Annotated in this window: 17 protein-coding genes; 12 read left to right on the top strand and 5 right to left on the bottom strand. The window is 29.6% G+C overall.

Annotation, left to right across the window (positions count from 1 at the left end; translation table 11 throughout):
* Nucleotides 1-5 precede the first annotated feature (5 nt).
* The 5 genes from PW5551_RS00710 to thiI are packed head-to-tail and all read right to left on the bottom strand — an operon-like array spanning nt 6 to nt 4,791.
* Nucleotides 6-1,277, bottom strand: a complete 1,272-nt coding sequence (locus PW5551_RS00710; RefSeq protein WP_113073538.1) for a hypothetical protein — start codon at nt 1,275-1,277, stop codon at nt 6-8.
* A 47-nt stretch (nt 1,278-1,324) separates the two neighbouring features.
* The gene (locus PW5551_RS00705) at nt 1,325-2,185 is read right to left on the bottom strand and encodes a polyprenyl synthetase family protein (protein ID WP_233488386.1); all 861 of its coding nucleotides are present in this window, start codon (nt 2,183-2,185) and stop codon (nt 1,325-1,327) included.
* A 46-nt stretch (nt 2,186-2,231) separates the two neighbouring features.
* Nucleotides 2,232-2,741 carry a bifunctional nuclease family protein gene (locus PW5551_RS00700; protein ID WP_113073534.1) on the bottom strand — a complete coding sequence of 170 codons (510 nt, stop codon included), beginning with the start codon at nt 2,739-2,741 and terminating at the stop codon, nt 2,232-2,234.
* A 39-nt stretch (nt 2,742-2,780) separates the two neighbouring features.
* A complete protein-coding gene (locus tag PW5551_RS00695; protein ID WP_158526093.1) occupies nt 2,781-3,551 on the bottom strand; it encodes a 1-acyl-sn-glycerol-3-phosphate acyltransferase in 771 nt (256 codons plus the stop codon).
* 34 nt (nt 3,552-3,585) lie between these two features.
* Nucleotides 3,586-4,791: a tRNA uracil 4-sulfurtransferase ThiI gene (gene thiI, locus PW5551_RS00690; protein WP_113073530.1), complete on the bottom strand. Its 1,206-nt coding sequence runs from the start codon at nt 4,789-4,791 to the stop codon at nt 3,586-3,588.
* Nucleotides 4,792-5,131: 340 nt separating this feature from the next.
* Between thiI and PW5551_RS00685 the strand changes: the two genes are divergently transcribed.
* From PW5551_RS00685 to PW5551_RS00630, 12 genes are all read left to right on the top strand, one after another.
* On the top strand, nt 5,132-5,713 hold the full coding sequence (locus PW5551_RS00685) for a TetR/AcrR family transcriptional regulator (protein WP_158526092.1): 582 nt from the start codon (nt 5,132-5,134) through the stop codon (nt 5,711-5,713).
* A 21-nt stretch (nt 5,714-5,734) separates the two neighbouring features.
* Nucleotides 5,735-7,180: a radical SAM protein gene (locus tag PW5551_RS00680; protein ID WP_113073526.1), complete on the top strand. Its 1,446-nt coding sequence runs from the start codon at nt 5,735-5,737 to the stop codon at nt 7,178-7,180.
* A gap of 147 nt (nt 7,181-7,327) precedes the next feature.
* Complete coding sequence (locus tag PW5551_RS00675) at nt 7,328-8,290, top strand: 1-phosphofructokinase family hexose kinase (RefSeq protein ID WP_113073524.1); 963 nt, start codon at nt 7,328-7,330, stop codon at nt 8,288-8,290.
* Between the two features lie 17 nt (nt 8,291-8,307).
* Entirely contained in the window at nt 8,308-8,766 is a 459-nt protein-coding gene (locus PW5551_RS00670) for an HPP family protein (RefSeq protein WP_113073522.1), read from the top strand.
* Nucleotides 8,756-10,060 carry a tRNA (N(6)-L-threonylcarbamoyladenosine(37)-C(2))-methylthiotransferase MtaB gene (mtaB, locus tag PW5551_RS00665; protein ID WP_113073520.1) on the top strand — a complete coding sequence of 435 codons (1,305 nt, stop codon included), beginning with the start codon at nt 8,756-8,758 and terminating at the stop codon, nt 10,058-10,060. Before PW5551_RS00670 ends, mtaB begins: the two co-directional genes overlap by 11 nt.
* A complete protein-coding gene (locus PW5551_RS00660) occupies nt 10,050-10,865 on the top strand; it encodes an aminotransferase class IV (RefSeq protein WP_113073518.1) in 816 nt (271 codons plus the stop codon). Before mtaB ends, PW5551_RS00660 begins: the two co-directional genes overlap by 11 nt.
* 25 nt (nt 10,866-10,890) lie before the next feature.
* Nucleotides 10,891-11,181 (top strand): DciA family protein, encoded by a 291-nt coding sequence (locus tag PW5551_RS00655; protein ID WP_113073516.1) that lies wholly within the window; start codon nt 10,891-10,893, stop codon nt 11,179-11,181.
* Nucleotides 11,182-11,199: 18 nt separating this feature from the next.
* Nucleotides 11,200-13,125, top strand: coding sequence for a type IIA DNA topoisomerase subunit B (locus PW5551_RS00650; RefSeq protein ID WP_113073514.1), 1,926 nt, complete (start codon nt 11,200-11,202; stop codon nt 13,123-13,125).
* Between the two features lie 20 nt (nt 13,126-13,145).
* Complete coding sequence (locus tag PW5551_RS00645; RefSeq protein ID WP_233488380.1) at nt 13,146-13,616, top strand: hypothetical protein; 471 nt, start codon at nt 13,146-13,148, stop codon at nt 13,614-13,616.
* Between the two features lies 1 nt (nt 13,617).
* Nucleotides 13,618-14,931, top strand: a complete 1,314-nt coding sequence (locus PW5551_RS00640; RefSeq protein ID WP_158526091.1) for a cell division protein FtsA — start codon at nt 13,618-13,620, stop codon at nt 14,929-14,931.
* Nucleotides 14,921-16,042 (top strand): cell division protein FtsZ, encoded by a 1,122-nt coding sequence (gene ftsZ / locus PW5551_RS00635; protein WP_113073508.1) that lies wholly within the window; start codon nt 14,921-14,923, stop codon nt 16,040-16,042. Before PW5551_RS00640 ends, ftsZ begins: the two co-directional genes overlap by 11 nt.
* Nucleotides 16,026-17,156, top strand: coding sequence for a GspE/PulE family protein (locus PW5551_RS00630; RefSeq protein ID WP_158526090.1), 1,131 nt, complete (start codon nt 16,026-16,028; stop codon nt 17,154-17,156). The genes ftsZ and PW5551_RS00630 overlap by 17 nt, the downstream gene beginning before the upstream one ends.
* Nucleotides 17,157-17,177: the final 21 nt, after the last annotated feature.

The following is a 17,177-nucleotide window of genomic DNA, read 5'->3' as shown; positions in this document are numbered from 1 at the left end:
AGTAACTATACCATCCCCATACCCTTGAATATATTCTGGTACAATCTTGAAAAATAATTTTCTGAAATATCTTCATTAATACCGGGATCCGTTCCTGCTATGACAAGATATCTCACGTCTTCTCTTAAACCAAAAGAATTGAGATTTTCCAGAAATTTGGAATTTGGAATCAAATCTCTATAATATGAATTAATCTGATTTAAATAGAAATTAACATTTAAAATACTCTTCAATAATGTACTTTCTTCTAAATTAAAATAAGAAGACAGAATTTTCAGATTTTTATTAAAAATCAAGTTAAAAAAAAGCGGATTAGCTAAATTTGTACCTTTATTAGGTGTCGAAATAAGAACAAGATTTCTTACATTACTTAATGTATCATTTGATTCTATGGCATATCTTGCAATTAGTCCTCCGATTCCATGAGCTATTATATCGAAATTTTTGTCAGGGAAACGCGAAAGTTCTTGAGCTAGTCTTCTACCTTCAAATTCTATATAACTATTTAATCCAGTCCTTTCTACAAAATTAGTATATGAATCGTTATAATTTTTGCTTTTAGTATTGATTAAAGGATAGTTGTAATTCCATATCGTTCTCTCTGGAAACAAAGAGGACCAAAATGTTTGGGGATATATGTTTTGATTTGTGTTAACAATTTCTCCTAAAAAGTTAATATCTGTTCCTGGGATGAGTATAATATCTGGTTCTATAGACATTGATCCTTCTTTTAAAATCCTTAACCCATAGTTTGCTTCTCTTGGAGAATCAATTACTAACCCAATATGATTAATTTTACTTAAATGAAAAGTTTCTGCTTCTATGTAATAATTATCTTCAATCTTCACAATTCTTTCCCCAGTAAATTCAGAAACTATAGGAATTTGATCATTTGTACTATACCCAAGAGAAAAATTAATAAAATTATCTCCGAAATAGCTTTCTATTGGTAATTTATACCTGATGGTGACAGGTAGTATTGAAGATTCTTTGGTTCCATCTGTAAAAGAAATTTTATATACATCTCCATAAAAATTTTTATAATTTAATAAGTTATTATATTCGGGTGAATCACTAGAAAGAGGGACAATTTCAATATCTTTTTTGGAGGAGTAAGCATCCTGAGGAATAATTATCTCTAATCTAAGAGAAATGTTTTGATCTTGAGGTCTAGACAAATTACCGAAAATAAAATATAAAATTATGACTAATCCAACTAGGCTTATTGTTAAAACCATTATCTTATATTTTTTTTTCATAAGTTTGAATTTATTCATAAAACTGAGATTTGGAAATTTAATGATATCTCCTCCAATTGATTTTTTTATTTTGTCTCTATTATAGCTTTTATTTTTCCCAACATTATCATAAGTTCTTCTAATTCACTTTGATACAATTCTTTTAAAACTTCCTCATAATATTTATCGGCTATATTTTTTGCCTCTTTAAATTTATAATAATTTAATAATGTTTTTTTATTGATATCTTTATTAATATCTTTACCCAATTCTTTTTCTGTTCCTGTCAAATCTTTCAAATCATCGTATATTTGAAAAGCTATTCCAAACTTAATTCCAATTTCTTTCATTTTTTCACCTGTTTTTATACTTCCACTAAGTAAAAATGGAGCAGCAAAGCAAAAACCGAACAATGCTCCTGTTTTCTTTGAATACATATTTAATATCTCTTCTTTTGTAACTCGAATATTCTTTTTTTCAAAATCAAGATCTTTTAATTCGCCTTCGAATAACTTTAAGGTACTTTCCACAAAGTATTTAATCAATAGCATTTTCCTATCTGTGCTTACATCGTCAAGATATTCAATAAAGATTTTTATTGGCAGAGTAAAACCGTAATCACCTGCCAAAATTGCTGAATACTCACCAAATTTTTTATGATTTGACAAAGCTCCTCTTCGCAAATCAGCATTATCTAATGCAGGTAAATCATCATGTATCAAGGAAGAAGAATGTAAAATTTCTACCGCAATTCCAATATTTAAAAGGTCGCTATCATTTAGGAAAAGTGCATTCCCTAAATTAAAAATAATCCATGGCCTAATTCTCTTACCACCACTTTTAATACTGTACAAAATTGCATCTTTCAGTTCTTTTTCAACTTCAGCATTTGTAAAAAAAATGTCAATTTCTCTATCAAATACTTTTTTAAATTCGTCAAGTTCCATCTGCTTCACCAATTCACCTCTATCTATTTATTGTTTGTAATTTCTTTTAATCATCTCCTTTTTTATTCTTACCCTCAAACCTCTTTCTTAATTCATCTATATCGAAATTTTCAATATCTTTTTTTATATGCTCCTCATTTTCGTCTTCAATAAATGAAATATCAATACCATGTTCATTAACTATATTCTCATCAATAAATATGGGTATATTATTTTTTAAAGAAATAATTATACAATCAGAGGGCCTAGCATCTAGATATACTATTTGTGAATCATTTTTCTCTATAACAAGTTTTGCATAATAAATATCTTTTTTAAACTCATCAATCAAGACCTCTAAAGGTTTAGCCCCTAATTCTTTTATTGAGTTACCAATCAAATCATGAGTTAAGGGCCTTTCAAAAACTTCATTTCTTAACAACAAAGCTATTACTCCAGCCTCACATGGCCCTATCCATATAGGAACAACTGTATTTGTATTTTCAACCTGTAAAAAAATAATCGGTGTATTAGAAACCTTATCCATTCCCATGGTAACTCTGCTAATTTTTTTCATAGATAAAACCTCCTTACATGAAGTTAGGTTTCTACTGTATTAATACATATTCTTCGATTCACTTTCATCATCAATCACTCCATTTGAAATCATTTCTCTCAAATATTCTCTTAATTCACCTTCACTAGCAAATTTCTTGGGTTCTATAGGTTCATGTATTAATAATTTTATAGATGAAGGCTTGATGAAAAGACTTCCTTTTTTACTCATTTTAATCGTTCCATTGATAGATATAGGTAAAACTTTTATGTTATATCTAAAAGGAATCAAAAGTGATCCTTTCTTAAATTCACCCACTTTACCATCGATGCTTCTTGTCCCTTCTGGAAATAGGGTTATTATTTCACCTGTCTTAGATATTTTTGCAAATTTCTTAAGAGCAGCTGCTCCACTTTTTACATCATTCCTGTCGATTAAAATTGACCCTAATTTTTTGATAAATCTTCCTAGTATTGGTATTTTAGCTAATTCCTTTTTAGCTATAAAAGCTGATGGGTATATATATCCCAGGATTAAAGGGATATCAAATAGACTTTGATGATTGGAAATGATAACATATGGACCTTCATTTGGAATATGTTCTTTACCTTCTATTTGTACATCACTGCGTAGAAATTTAAAAGTTACTTTCCCAAACCAAGAAACAACTTCTCTAATATATTCTTGAGAGACTTCTTCACCTTTTTTTCTTTTCAATATGTTAGATTTTATAAGAACATAGCTGCCATAAATGATTACTACCCCAAAAAATCCTATAAATAGCCAAATAGTAAAGAAAACAGCTTTTATTATATTCCAAATCTTCCTCATCATGTTTCCTCCTTTACACCGCTATCAATAATTTTTAGTTTTTAAAATCAGTAATTTCTCTTATACTACCATTATTTATTTCAAATTTTTTTGATTCATTTAAAGCTTCTTTCTCTAATTTTGAAATTTCTGGTGTAGAATCTTCAATCAAGGTTATTTTATTTACATTAGCTTTAGTAGCCGGCTGTGGAGGCAAAAAAATACTACATGAATCCTCATAAGGTAATATGGATGTATCATATAATCCATACTTCTTAGAAAGCTCTATAGTTTCATTTTTTGTAAAACCGATGAGAGGTCTTAAAATTTCTTTCTTACTAGCATCAGAAATAGTTAATAAATTTTCTACAGTTTGAGAAGCAACTTGCCCTAAACTTTCTCCACTAACCAAAACTTTGGTTCCCGTAATTTCTGATATTTTGTTAGCGATTCTAAGCATAGATCTTCTTTGTAAAATAACTGAATATCTCTTCTCAGCTAGATCTTTAAAAAGAAATTGTATTTTAGTTAATGGAATAATATATAGATAAAAATTATTTGGTGAATACTCCGAAATAATAGAGCTTATTCTTAATATTTTATTTAACGATTTTGGTCCTGTAAAAGGAGGACTATAAAAATTAACTGCGTTTAAAACCATTCCCCTTCTCATCATTAAAATAGAAGCTACAGGACTGTCTATTCCTCCAGATAACAATACAGTTCCATTTGAAGAAACACCAACAGGTAATCCTGAAGGTCCATCAAAACGATCTGTAAAAATATATGCTCCATCTCTTCTAATATCTATTTCGACTTTTAATTCCGGATGTTTTAGATCAACTTTTAAATAGGGAAAATTATCTAAAATAAATTCACCTAATAAAGGCGCTAATTCCTGACTATTAATTGGAAATGATTTATAAGCTCTATTAACAAAAACTTTAAAGGTTTTATAATTATTTGTTTTTAAAGCATTTTTAGTAATTTCGTGAACTTTTTTCTTAATAGATTCTAATTCTAAATCTGTTTTTTCTACTATTGAATAGGAATGAATTCCAAATACTTTTATAAGATTTCCCAACTCTTTCTTATTTATTTCTTCTGAATCAGAAATTATATATATACGATTATTTGATATTTCAAACGAATATTGCTTATTTAACTTTTTTCGTATATTTTCAGCAAGCTTTTTCATAAAAAATATCTTGTTTTTATTTTTTAAGCCTATTTCATCAACCCTAACTACAACAAGTTGCATCTTAAACCACCTTCTTTAGAATTCTAAGCTTTGTTTGATACTTTTAAATTATATCATAAAGTATTTCCTGCTTAAAGATTTTGTGGAAACGAAATTAGTTTTGTAACATCTTTTGTTATTATATGTGTTTTGTTGTGTTTTTATGTAATTAATATGTTAATATCGAACTTTGTTTCAAATAATATTCTCTACTTATATTCTTATTAATATTAATTAGTTTTTTAGAGAATTTAAAAAAGAACGTTGATAATCCCGATAATTTCTATCGTATTTGAAATAAATGATTTATTATTTTATAATTGAAGTGACTGACCAGTCAGTCAAAAAAAGAGGTGAGGTTATGAAGAAAGCTGTAAAATCGTTAGATAAAAAAGAAAAGAAAAAATATATAGCTGAAACAGCTCTGCAACTTATCAGTGAAAAAGGGCTCTCTAATCTAACAATGGAAAGCGTAGCTGTATCTTGCAACCTTTCAAAAGGTTCTTTATATAATTATTTCAAAAACAAGGATGCCCTTATTATAGCAGCTTTTGGAGCGCTTTTAGAAAAAATCCAACATTTTTTTGAAGACAAAAACTCTGATTCAAATGACAACTGCGTTGAAAAAAGTGCGGAAATATACTCCAATCTCTATTCAGAAATTTTAAACACTTTTCATTCAAACGAATTACTTAGATTATTTGAAATTTTAATTAATTCAACTCATGACAATAAAATGATGGAAATTCTAACTCAAACTTTTAAAGATTATTACGGTAATATTTTAAATAAATTTGAAAAAATATTCAATTCTAAAACAAAAGCATTTATGTTGCAGGCTATGTTTGACGGATTAGTTATATACAGATCTGTTGGCGTTGAGTTTTCTGATAAAGAGGTCCAAGAAAATTTTAAGAAATTAATTTTATGTTTTACGGAATAAAAAATCAGGAGGTGTTTATTAATGGCAGTTATGGATTCTATGAGAAATATGCTATTAAAACAAAGTTCGAAATTAATAACGAGTGTTGTTAGAAATTCAGATGTTGACCAATTGAGTAAATTATTATGGACTTTATCTAAATTCTCCAAAGAACCTGCAAAAAGTGGATTAAGAAAACTAGCTGAAGGTGCTCAAAACCATGATCCCATGCTAGTTAATTGGGCGAATCTTTTTAAAAGATCAAGTCCTAAAGTAGTGGAAAAAATAATCAATAATCTTATAATTAATGAATTCGCGATTGGGGAAAAAACTAGACAAGAAAAGATGCATGAGTATGAAACAGTACTTCCAAAATTGGGAGTTTTATCGCCAACTTATGCATGTAATTTAAGATGTGTCGGCTGTTATTCAGCAATGTATGGTCATAAATACATGTTATCAAAAGAAGAAACATTTGACGTAATTCGACAGTTCAACGATTTGGGTATATATTTCTTTATAATTACTGGAGGAGAACCTTTTGTTTACCCCTATCTTTTTGATGTTCTAGAAGAATTCAACGATTCTTTCTTCTTAATTTATACCAATGGTACATTAATAAATGAAGAAAATGCAAAAAGATTAGCAGAATTAGGTAATGCAACTTTAGCAATCTCTATAGAAGGTTATGAATCAGATACAGATTGGAGAAGAGGAAAGGGAGTTTTCGAAAAGATAGAAAATGCTTGGAAATTATTAAGTGAAAATGGAGTTATATATGGCGCTTCAGTAACAGCAACTAGTAAAAATCATGATTCCATAATGAATGATGACTTTTGGAATTATTTACAAGAGAACAACGTTAGCTACGCATGGATCTTCCAATTCATGCCCGTTGGAGCTGATGCTTCGATGGACCTCGTACCTACACCTGAACAAAGATATGAAAGATTTCACAAATTAGAAGAGTTGAGGTTAGGAGGTAAATTTGCATTTGTTGCTGATTTTTGGAACCATGGATTTTTGACTAATGGTTGTTTAGCATCTGGAGCTAAATATTTGCATATAAATGCTAAAGGGTATGCAGAACCTTGTGTATTCCAACAATTTGCAGTAGATAACATCAGAGAGAAAAGAATTATCGACATCTTGAAGTCACCATTTTTTGAGGCATATAAGAGAACTATCCCATATTCTGACAATCTATTCAGACCGTGCCCAATTATAGACAACCCTAAAGTATTCAGAGCAATGGTTAAAAAATTCAATGCTATTCCACAACATCCTGGAAGCGAAAGAACAATCAATGAATTAGCTCCTGAATTAGATCAACTCGCTGAAGAATGGAAAAAATATGCTGATAAGTTATGGATTGAAGAAGGATATGCTGAAAAGTATCCTTCCAAAAGAGGAGTTTATAATTATAAGGTGAGAATGAGAAGATACTCAGAAAACGAAGAAAAGTTAGCCCTTGACAAGAAAGCTTAAAACTTTTTGTAACAAAAAACTATTTAAAATATTTATAATTTAAAAATAACGGGTATTGTTGCCCGTTATTTTTAATTATTGTGTTAATTAATGATTCATTAGTTATGATATAATATAATTGATTCTAAAAAAGGATAGGTGGAATTGATGGATTATGACTTTTTATCTGTAACTTTAAATCCTTCATTAGATAGAGAAGTTATCATAGAAAATTTTGATGTTGGAAATTTATATAGGATTGAAAACCCTTCAAACTCCAAAATGGAGGCGGGTGGAAAGGGAATTAACGTTTCAATCATGCTTTCAGATTTAAATTTAAAATCAATTGCTACTGGTTTCCTAGGGGGTTTTATAGGAAATATGATTCAAAGTAAACTTTCTTCCTTTGAGAATATTACAATGAATTTTGTTTATTCAGAAGAGGAAAGCAGAGAAAATATCGAAATCATTGACCCTATCAAGAACTTAATTACTTCAATTAATAGCAAAGGACCTTATATAAAAAATCATGATTATGAACATTTCTTAAAAAGATATAAAAATTCACTATCTTTAACTGAACATGTGGTTATATCGGGAAGTATCCCACAAGGATTAAATGTTAGTGTTTATTCTGATCTACTTTCTGAAGCGAAAAAAAGAGGTAAAACAACATATATGGAATCAATTGGCCCATATTTTGAGGAAGCAGTTATTAATAACTGTCCAACTGTGGTTAAACCTGATTTTAGAAGGAGAACAGAAATATTTGGGAAAAAATTAGACAGTCTTGAAGAATACATTGATGTTTCTAATAAAATAATAGAATACGGAGCTAGGTTGGTTATCATGAGCTATCAAGTGTTTGGTGATATTGTTGCAACTAATGATGGTTTATGGTTATTTAAACCAGATGAACAAATAGAATTGTCTCACCTTTTTGGAGCTGGAGACGCTTTTATGTCCGGTATTTTGTATTATATAATAAAAAACGGCTTTAACTATTTTGAAGCAGCTAAATTTGGAATGGCAAGCGCTATTTCAAAAACAGATTATATAGAAAAAAAGATTGGTGATTTATCGCAAATAGAAAAAAGTTTGAAAAGGTTTACTGTAGAAAGAATAGAATAACAAAGAGGTGTTAATTATTGAAGGCAAGAGAAATAATGGAAAGAGATTTAACTTCATTGATGGAAGACGAAACAGTAGAAAATTTTATAACTGTATGTAAAAGACATAATTTATCAGCTCTTCCCATTGTATCGAGTGATTTTACGTTAGTTGGTTATTTAAGTGAAACTGGAATTATCGATGCTTCTCTACCCGGATATCTAAAGCTTATGGAAAGCACTTCTTTTATACCTGATAGTCAACAGTTTTTTCATGGATTACGTAAGATCTTAGACCACCCAGTATCTGAATTCATGATAAAAAAGCCTTACAAAGTGTACCAAAACGATACGGTTTTGCATGTTGCCGATATAATTATCAAAAACAAATTGAAAATTTTGCCAGTTGTGGATAACAACGAAAAATTGGTTGGAGTTATTAGAAGAATCGATATTCTAAGTAAATCATTAGATAGAGCGATAGAAAATGAAGAATAAAATTTCCTTAATAACTTTGGGATGTAAAATGAATCAAGCTGAAACTCAAGCTATTGCAGATAAACTTTCTGGTAATTTTGAGATAACTTTCGAAGAAAAAGACGGTGAAAGTGATATTTATATTTTGAACACTTGTGCTGTAACTTCCGAAGCAGAGAGAAAATCAAGACAGATAATTAGAAGAATAAAAAGACTTAACAAAAACTCAAAAATAATAGCTGTTGGTTGTTACGCTGTTTCTAATCCATATCAATTAAGCGAAGCTGGAGCTGACTTGGTTTTAGGTAATCATGAGAAAAAAAATATCCACACTTTTTTAGACAAAATTGGTGTGTTTTCAGATTACTATTTCTGGCGTAATGACACCAATTATGAAATTTTATTACCAAAAGAACCATATGGCGATAGAACTCGTGTTTTTTTGCCAATTGAAGAGGGGTGCATTAATTCTTGCTCTTTTTGTAAAATTAGATTTTTAAGGGGACTTAAGATAATTAGTTTGCCGAAAGAAGAAATTTTAAAAAGTATAAGAAGTTTCATTGCTAAGGGCTACAAGGAAATAGTTTTAACAGGCACTAATTTGGGTTATTATGGCTTTAATAAAGAAGATAAATTATCAGATCTTCTTAAAGATATTGGTGAAACTTTTTCAGGTGAAAATATTAGGATTCGATTAACTTCTTTATATCCTGAGGATATAAATATTGAATTATCAAATATTCTAAATGCTTATCCCATTTTTGAAAAACATGCTCACATATCAATTCAACATTTTTCTGATAAAGTGTTAAAATTAATGAAAAGAAATTATAGTAGAAAGATGATTTACAAATCAATAGAAAATTTAAGAAAGAATGACCCGAAATTTTCAATTACTTGTGATTTGATTATAGGATTTCCAGGTGAAAATGAAGATGACCTTAGAATAATGTTGGATTCAATAAAAAATCTTGATATACTAAAAGTACATGGTTTCAGATACTCTGTTAGAGAAGGAACTTTAGCTGCTAAAATGGATAAGCAAATACCTGAAAAAGAAAAGAAAAACCGTTTAAAAAAGATTCGAGAAATCTCGGAAATATCCAAATTTAACTATTTAAATAAAATGATTAATTCTATAACAACCGTACTTGTTGAACAATCTTTAAATAAAAGATTTTTTGGTTATGATGAATATTACATTCCTCACAATATTGCCTATGAAAATAGCGAAATTAAAAAAGGAATATTTATTCAAACCAAAATTTCATCTGTTTCAGAAGAAAATAAAGGGGTGGTATCTCATGTTTTTTAATGGAAAAGAATGGGTTGAGTTTCCTTTAGTAAATGCAGATGACGAAGGATTTGTGAATGGGTATTCTGTATATGAAGTTTTAAGAACTTATTCTGGTCTACCTTATAATTTAAAACGACATTATGAAAGACTTAAACGTTCATGTGGTTTTATGGGCCTTGAATTCCCACCCCTTGATAAAATTAGAACTGTTTTGGAACAGGCAAAAAAAATTCATGATTATAAAGAATATCGTTATAAAATTTATATCACTCCTTTTACATCTAAATATAAATCATTTTATTGTTTTGTTGAAAATCTGATAGTAAATGATGACTTGATTGAAGAAGGGGTAGTTATAAATATTGCTAGAGAAAGAAAACCTCTTTCTCCAATTGTACCCTATTATGTTAAAACACCTTTGAACGGGTCAATTAAGTATGTTCATAAAAAATATGATTATTATTATGACTCAATTATTTTAAATGAATTCGGATATGTTTCTGAAGGTACTTATTCAAATATTTTTTATGTAAGCGGAGGAATTTTAATTACTCCTCATATTTCTTCTGGAGTATTACCTGGTATTACTAGAGAAGATGTTATACAGTTATCTAAAGATCTATCTATGGAGATTGAAGAAAAACAAAATGTTGAAGTATGGGAAGTCTTGTCAGCTGAAGAAGTTTTTCTTACTCATACTTCAAGAGGTATTGTACCTGTTAGAAGAATCTTTCCTGATTTCACCTTTACTGTTCCTGGAGTCGTTACTGAAGCCATACTCGATAACTGGAAAGATTTTATAACCGAAAAAATTGAAGATTAAGATAATTAATTATAACTGATTTGTTATGGAACAAAATTTTGAACATGTTTTAAAAAATCTATCTGAAAATAGTAAGATTTATCAAAAAATATATATATTAACAAAATTGAAGGAATTTCTCCCACTATGTGTGCCTGAGAATTTATCAAATCATGTAATTATAAAAAACTATCAAATGAAAGAGAGAATTTTAGAGTTAAGTTGCTCTAACAATTATGTAAAACAAGAAATTTTGTTTAGAGAAAGAAGCTTAATTGAAAAAATCAATAAAATGTATGGAATAGAGATCGTGAAAAAGATCAAGCTGGTCCCTTGAAAAGCTGGAGGTGTTGGAATGGTTCAAAAAGAATATTCTGGATACGATATAAAAGTGTTAAAAGGGTTAGAACCTGTTAGATTGAGGCCAGGGATGTACATAGGATCAACCGGAAAGTCTGGCCTGAACCATATGGTTTATGAAATAATTGACAATGCTATTGATGAACATGTCAATGGTTACTGCGATGTCATAAATGTAACTTTCAACGAAGATAATTCGATAGAAATTGAAGATAATGGAAGAGGAATTCCGATAGACATACATCCAACGGAAAAGAAAAACACTCTTGAATTGGTTATGACATCTCTTCACGCAGGCGGTAAATTCGATAAAAAAGCTTATAAAGTTAGTGGAGGACTTCATGGTGTTGGGGCTTCCGTTGTAAATGCTCTATCAAAATATATGGAGGTCAAAGTATATAGAAATGGTAAAATCTATTATCAAAAATACCTTAAAGGTATACCGCAGACGGAGGTAACTGTTATTGGGGAAACTAATAAGTCGGGAACCTGCGTTAAATTCTTACCTGATGAAGAAATATTTGATGATGGGGATATAACTGTTGAATCAAGACTTATAGAAAACCGGTTAAAAGAAATTGCTTTTCTTAATCCTAATTTGAAAATATTTTTTGAGGATAAAAAAAGAGATTATAGACAAGAATTTCATTTTCAAGGTGGTTTGAAAGAGTTTATAAGCTATATTCTCAAACGCAGAAAAATGAACCCAATTTCAGAACCTATTTATTTATATGGTTCTTACCAGCATAGTAAAAATGAATCTGAAATTCAAGTTGAAATAGAATTTGTTTATACAGATTCTGAAGATAGCAATATTATTTCCTTTGTTAATAATATCAGAACCGTTGACGGAGGAGAGCATGAATCGGGATTTAAACAAGCATTAACAAGATTATCTAATGAATACGCAAGAAAGTATAACGTTCTAAAAGAAAAAGATGAAAATTTTAGTGGTGAGGATGTACGGGAAGGATTATTGTCAATAATTCATATTAAAATGCCAAATCCAGTCTTTGAAGGCCAAACAAAAGGGCGACTTGGATCAAGAGTAGCTAGAGAAGCTGTAAACCAAATTACCTCCGAAAAACTGTCTTTATATTACGATGCTAATATTAAAGAGGCAAAAAATATTTTTGAAAGAATATATTTATCTTATAAAAAGAGAATTGCTGCAAAGAAAGCACGCGAGAATATTAAACGTAAAACTATATTTGAAAGTACTACATTACCCGGAAAATTGGCAGATTGTACCTCAAAAGATTTAAATGAATCAGAACTATTTATTGTAGAAGGAGATTCAGCCGGGGGTAATGCGAAACAGGCTAGAGACAGAAACTATCAGGCTATTTTACCACTTAGAGGAAAAATACTCAATGCAGAAAAAACCGATTTTTTGAAACTTTTAAAAAATGAACAAATTTCTAATATTATTACTGCCTTAGGGACAGGAATTGGTGAGGAATTTAATCTTTCTAAATTAAGATATGGGAAAATTATAATAATGACAGATGCGGATGTAGACGGAGCTCACATTAGAACTCTTGTTTTAACATTATTTCATAAATACATGCGACTTCTTATAGAAGAAGGACATGTTTATATTGCCCAACCTCCTTTATACAGATTAGAGGTGGGTAAACAGCACTTTTATCTTTATTCTGATGAAGAACTTGAAAAAGTAAGAAAAGAAAACTCTGATAAGAAATATCGACTTCAGAGATATAAAGGTTTAGGTGAAATGAACCCCGATCAATTAAGGGAAACAACTATGGATAGAAATACTAGAAAGCTAGTAAAAATAAAAATGGAAGATTTAGAAATGGCTGAAGAAATGCTAGAAATCTTAATGGGTTATGACCCCGCAGTAAGAAGAGAATTTATTGAGGCAAATTCTAATAAGGTGAAAGAGCTGGATATTTAGTGGAGTTCAAGCGGTTCGTGTTGAGTTTTTTTTATTTTTATTTATTCGTCTACAGCATTTTTTCACTAGGTCTATTTAATAAATCAAGCAACCAAAAAATTTTTGGTCAAGTTGATAAAATAAACATTAATCAAAGTATTTATTATATAAAATACGATAATAGATACTATTATTATGATATTTATGATACAATAATATTTATAAGTGATTATCCTGAACCGAAGTTTATAGAAGTAGTCTTTTCAGAAGAAAAAAATCATTTAGATGAAGAACTCAATTTTATAAAAAGTATATATTGGGAAAGTTTGGTAATGAAAGTGGATTTTCAAAAAAAAGAAATAATTTGTTATAATAACATAAATATCCATTATGTGGGGTTACCTGATGCCAATGATTTCCTAAAAGCAATAAAGAATTTTGATCAGTTACATTCTGGGAAATATTTTATTAGTAATGAAAAGCTTTTTAATATCGATGATCGGGGGCTTTAAAATGTCAAAAAGAAATATAATTGCAATTGATATTGGTAGCTTTTTCTTAAAAGCGATTCATTTTGAAGTTGACGAAAATTCAAGTATAACTCCTATTTCACTGGATAAAATGCCTGTTGACGGAATTATAAATGGTGAAATTCAAGATATGGAATCTCTGCGTAAATCCATATCGACACTTATTGAACATTTAAGGCAAGAATACGAAAAAAAGTTAAAAAATCCCGAAATAATTGTTGGATATTCTACGAATTCATTAAATATAACAGAAGAAAATTTTACCGTTGAATTTAGTCAAAGAACAGAAATCAAAGAAAAAGAATTGAGAAACATAAAGAAAAATGTAATAAAAAAATACACCTCAGAAGGGAAAATTGTCCTTGATTCCAATTTTGTAAAATTCTATATCGACGAAAAAACTGTAAAAAATCCTGTTTCTTTTTTTGCTGAAAAATCTTTAACAACTACTTTAAATGTGGTATGGGTAGAAGAAAACTCTTTTTCCTTATTAATAAACGTTCTAAAAGATGTTGTATATTCTTCTGAAATTCCAATATATGACTCTACTTTATCAAATAGTTATATAGTAACTACCCCTAATGATAGAAATGTAGGAGTGACGGTATTAGACTTTGGATACAGTACTTGTAGAATAATTATATTCAAGGACGGTATTCCAAAATTGTTCTATTCCTTCCCATATGGAATGAAATATGTATTAAAAGATATATCTAACATATTAAAAGTTTCAGAAAGAGAAGCTCACAGGTTGTTGATGGAAGAAGGTTCCTGTTCACGAGATACTAAAGTAATGAAAAAAGTGGATTTTCAATTGCTTACTGGAAGTGGTTATTCCTATGTTCCCTTAGCGCTTTTAAATAAAATTATTTTTGCCCGTCTTAGAGAGATAGTCAGTAGATTGAATGGAGAACTTTCTAAAATTGGGTATGAACGAACCTTCGAGGTAGGGGCTTTGCAAGGTGGAATTGTCATAACTGGTGGAGGATCTAAAATCAGAAATATTGAAAGCACTATAAAAGAGCTCATGGGGGAGAATTTTAGAAAAAGTTCTTTAGTTTCCGTAGATTCTTTTAGAAATATACCTGAAGAAATAAGAAAAGATCCAGATTATTTACCTGTTTTTGGTATTGTTGAGAGATACAGACTTGATTTATTAGAAGAAGATCTTTATTATGAAAACACTAAAGAACATCTTTCAAATTCGAATAAAAAAGAAAAAACAACAAGCAAAAGCTCTAGTGCCTTTAAAACTTTTTTTAGAAAAATCACCGGAGGTGAAGAAGATGCCCTTTGAAATCGAAGAAATCAATAAGCAAAATAAATTGTTCACACGAAAAACAAGCTATAAGATAAAAGTCATTGGAGTAGGTGGTGCAGGAAACAACGCTATTCAAAGGATGGTAAAAAAAGGAATAGACGATGTTGAACTAATAGCAGCCAACACTGATGTGCAAGTTTTGGAAAATAATGATGCCCCAAATAAAATACAATTAGGAAAAGAACTAACAAGAGGACTCGGAGCAGGAGGAGACCCAGACATTGGGAAGGAATCTGCATTGGAAAGTCAGGACGAACTTAAAGAAGCCTTAAAAGACACTGACCTTCTTTTTATAACTGCCGGCTTAGGCGGAGGAACGGGAACAGGAGCCGTACCGGTTCTTGCTGATTTAGCAACACAACTGGGAATTTTAACTGTTGCGATAGTTACTATGCCTTTTCACTTTGAAGGGTCGACTAAAGAAAGGATAGCTTTAAAAGGTTTTCAAGAAACTAAAAAATATGTAGATAGTCTAATTAAAATATCTAACGATAAGTTAATAGATAATGATGAAAATATTCCAATTGATAAAGCATTTGAAAAAGCAGATGAGATATTACTTCAAGCTATAACTGGAATTTCTGATTTGATCACTAAACCCGGTATGATTAATCTAGACTTCGCAGATGTAGCCTCTGTTTTAAGAATTAGAGGATCTGCGATGTTAGGAATAGGGATGGCAAAGGGAGAAAAAAGAGCTGAAGAAGCTATTAGAAAAGCTTTAAATAGTAAAATTTTAGAAGACCCTGTAAGAAATGCCACCGCTGCATTGGTAAATATTGCAGGAAAAAATCCGACGACTCAAGATGTTAAAATTGTTAATGAAATCTTACGGTCATATGCCATAGACGATGCTAAGTTAAAGATGGGAATAACCTCAATAGATTTACCTCCTGAAGTTATTAAGGTAACGGTAATAGCTTCTGGTTATGACAAACTCCCAGGAGAAGAGAATTATTTGGATTTATACGAACAACCTGCTTTATACAGACAATTCGGTAAAAGTGTCGTGGCAGAAGAAATTTCTAAATTAAATAAATATTTACAAGAACATGTTGAAGAAGAGAATAGTGAAGAAATTTCTTAAAAGTAAAAAGAACTATGATTATGATTTTTATTCTTTATACAACAAATCTCCCAATAGCTTTCTAGAAGAAGATAATATCTTATCAAATATTCTAAAAAAATATGAAGATGATAATATAACGGACTTTCATTTTGAACCTCAAATTAACAAAACTATAGTTAAGGCAAGATATTGTGGAGAGTTAATAGAGTTAGAAGCATTGGGCATATATCAATACGATATATTACTAAATAATCTTCTTATAAATTGTGGATTTGATATTGTTAAGGACTTTGAAAATCTTGATGGCTCCTTCTCCCATCAAAATAGAAATTATAGAGTATCTTTCATAAAATCTTCTAAAGGAATTAGCTGTGTATTAAGAAAATTAAGAAATATTGAAGAGATAAATGTTGAAATGGATTCTTTCATTCTTAATAATATTGAAAAATTGGTTTCTCAGAAATCTAAAGTTCTTATTTTTTCTGGACCAACTGGTAGTGGAAAAACTACTACTATGCAGTACGTGGTAAATCTCTTTAAAAGTGGAAAAAAAGTTCATAGTATAGAAAATCCTGTTGAATATATTAATCCTGGAATTATACAAATTGTATCAAAAAATGAAGAGGACAAATCAGATATACTTAAGTATATACTGAGACAAGATCCTGATTTAATAGTTGTAGGCGAAATAAGAGAGAAAAATTTTGCTAAGCTACTTTTTGAGTCTTCAGTAACAGGCCATTTAGTTTTTTCAACCTTGCATACCAAAAATGCCTTTTTAGTTCTTCAAAGATTACAAACACTTGGAATTGAACCTAAAAATATTTCTGAAAGTCTAGATCTAATTTTGAACCAAAGATTAATACCAAAAAATTGTCCTTTTTGCAAGGGAATTGGTTGTTCGAAGTGCTATAACACTGGTAAAAGAGGTTTTGTTACAGTTTTTGAAGGGGTTATTTTTTCTCAAGGTATAAAAAAAGATATTTCTTTGAACAAAAGCCTAAATTATTTAAAAGGAAAATATAAAAATACTAATAATTATATAGATCCTCTATCAACTCTTAAGAAATTTCTAGAAAGGGATTTAATCTCTGAAGAAGAATATTACACTAATCTTGATTCTTTTGAGTGAATTTCTATAATATAAAATCGA

It is taken from the genome of Petrotoga sp. 9PW.55.5.1 (assembly GCF_003265365.1).
Classification (GTDB): Bacteria; Thermotogota; Thermotogae; order Petrotogales; family Petrotogaceae; genus Petrotoga.
This window is presented reverse-complemented; position numbering and strand designations above follow the sequence as displayed.

Bases quoted from the DNA above. Each gene is read 5' to 3' on its own strand.
- PW5551_RS00660 (WP_113073518.1), top strand. From the start codon at position 10,050: ATGTTTTTTAATGGAAAAGAATGGGTTGAGTTTCCTTTAGTAAATGCA.
- mtaB (WP_113073520.1), top strand. From the start codon at position 8,756: ATGAAGAATAAAATTTCCTTAATAACTTTGGGATGTAAAATGAATCAA.
- PW5551_RS00710 (WP_113073538.1), bottom strand. From the start codon at position 1,277: ATGAATAAATTCAAACTTATGAAAAAAAAATATAAGATAATGGTTTTA.
- PW5551_RS00695 (WP_158526093.1), bottom strand. From the start codon at position 3,551: ATGAGGAAGATTTGGAATATAATAAAAGCTGTTTTCTTTACTATTTGG.
- PW5551_RS00700 (WP_113073534.1), bottom strand. From the start codon at position 2,741: ATGAAAAAAATTAGCAGAGTTACCATGGGAATGGATAAGGTTTCTAAT.
- ftsZ (WP_113073508.1), top strand. From the start codon at position 14,921: ATGCCCTTTGAAATCGAAGAAATCAATAAGCAAAATAAATTGTTCACA.
- PW5551_RS00705 (WP_233488386.1), bottom strand. From the start codon at position 2,185: ATGGAACTTGACGAATTTAAAAAAGTATTTGATAGAGAAATTGACATT.
- PW5551_RS00650 (WP_113073514.1), top strand. From the start codon at position 11,200: ATGGTTCAAAAAGAATATTCTGGATACGATATAAAAGTGTTAAAAGGG.
- PW5551_RS00675 (WP_113073524.1), top strand. From the start codon at position 7,328: ATGGATTATGACTTTTTATCTGTAACTTTAAATCCTTCATTAGATAGA.
- PW5551_RS00640 (WP_158526091.1), top strand. From the start codon at position 13,618: ATGTCAAAAAGAAATATAATTGCAATTGATATTGGTAGCTTTTTCTTA.
- PW5551_RS00655 (WP_113073516.1), top strand. From the start codon at position 10,891: ATGGAACAAAATTTTGAACATGTTTTAAAAAATCTATCTGAAAATAGT.
- PW5551_RS00680 (WP_113073526.1), top strand. From the start codon at position 5,735: ATGGCAGTTATGGATTCTATGAGAAATATGCTATTAAAACAAAGTTCG.
- thiI (WP_113073530.1), bottom strand. From the start codon at position 4,791: ATGCAACTTGTTGTAGTTAGGGTTGATGAAATAGGCTTAAAAAATAAA.
- PW5551_RS00685 (WP_158526092.1), top strand. From the start codon at position 5,132: ATGAAGAAAGCTGTAAAATCGTTAGATAAAAAAGAAAAGAAAAAATAT.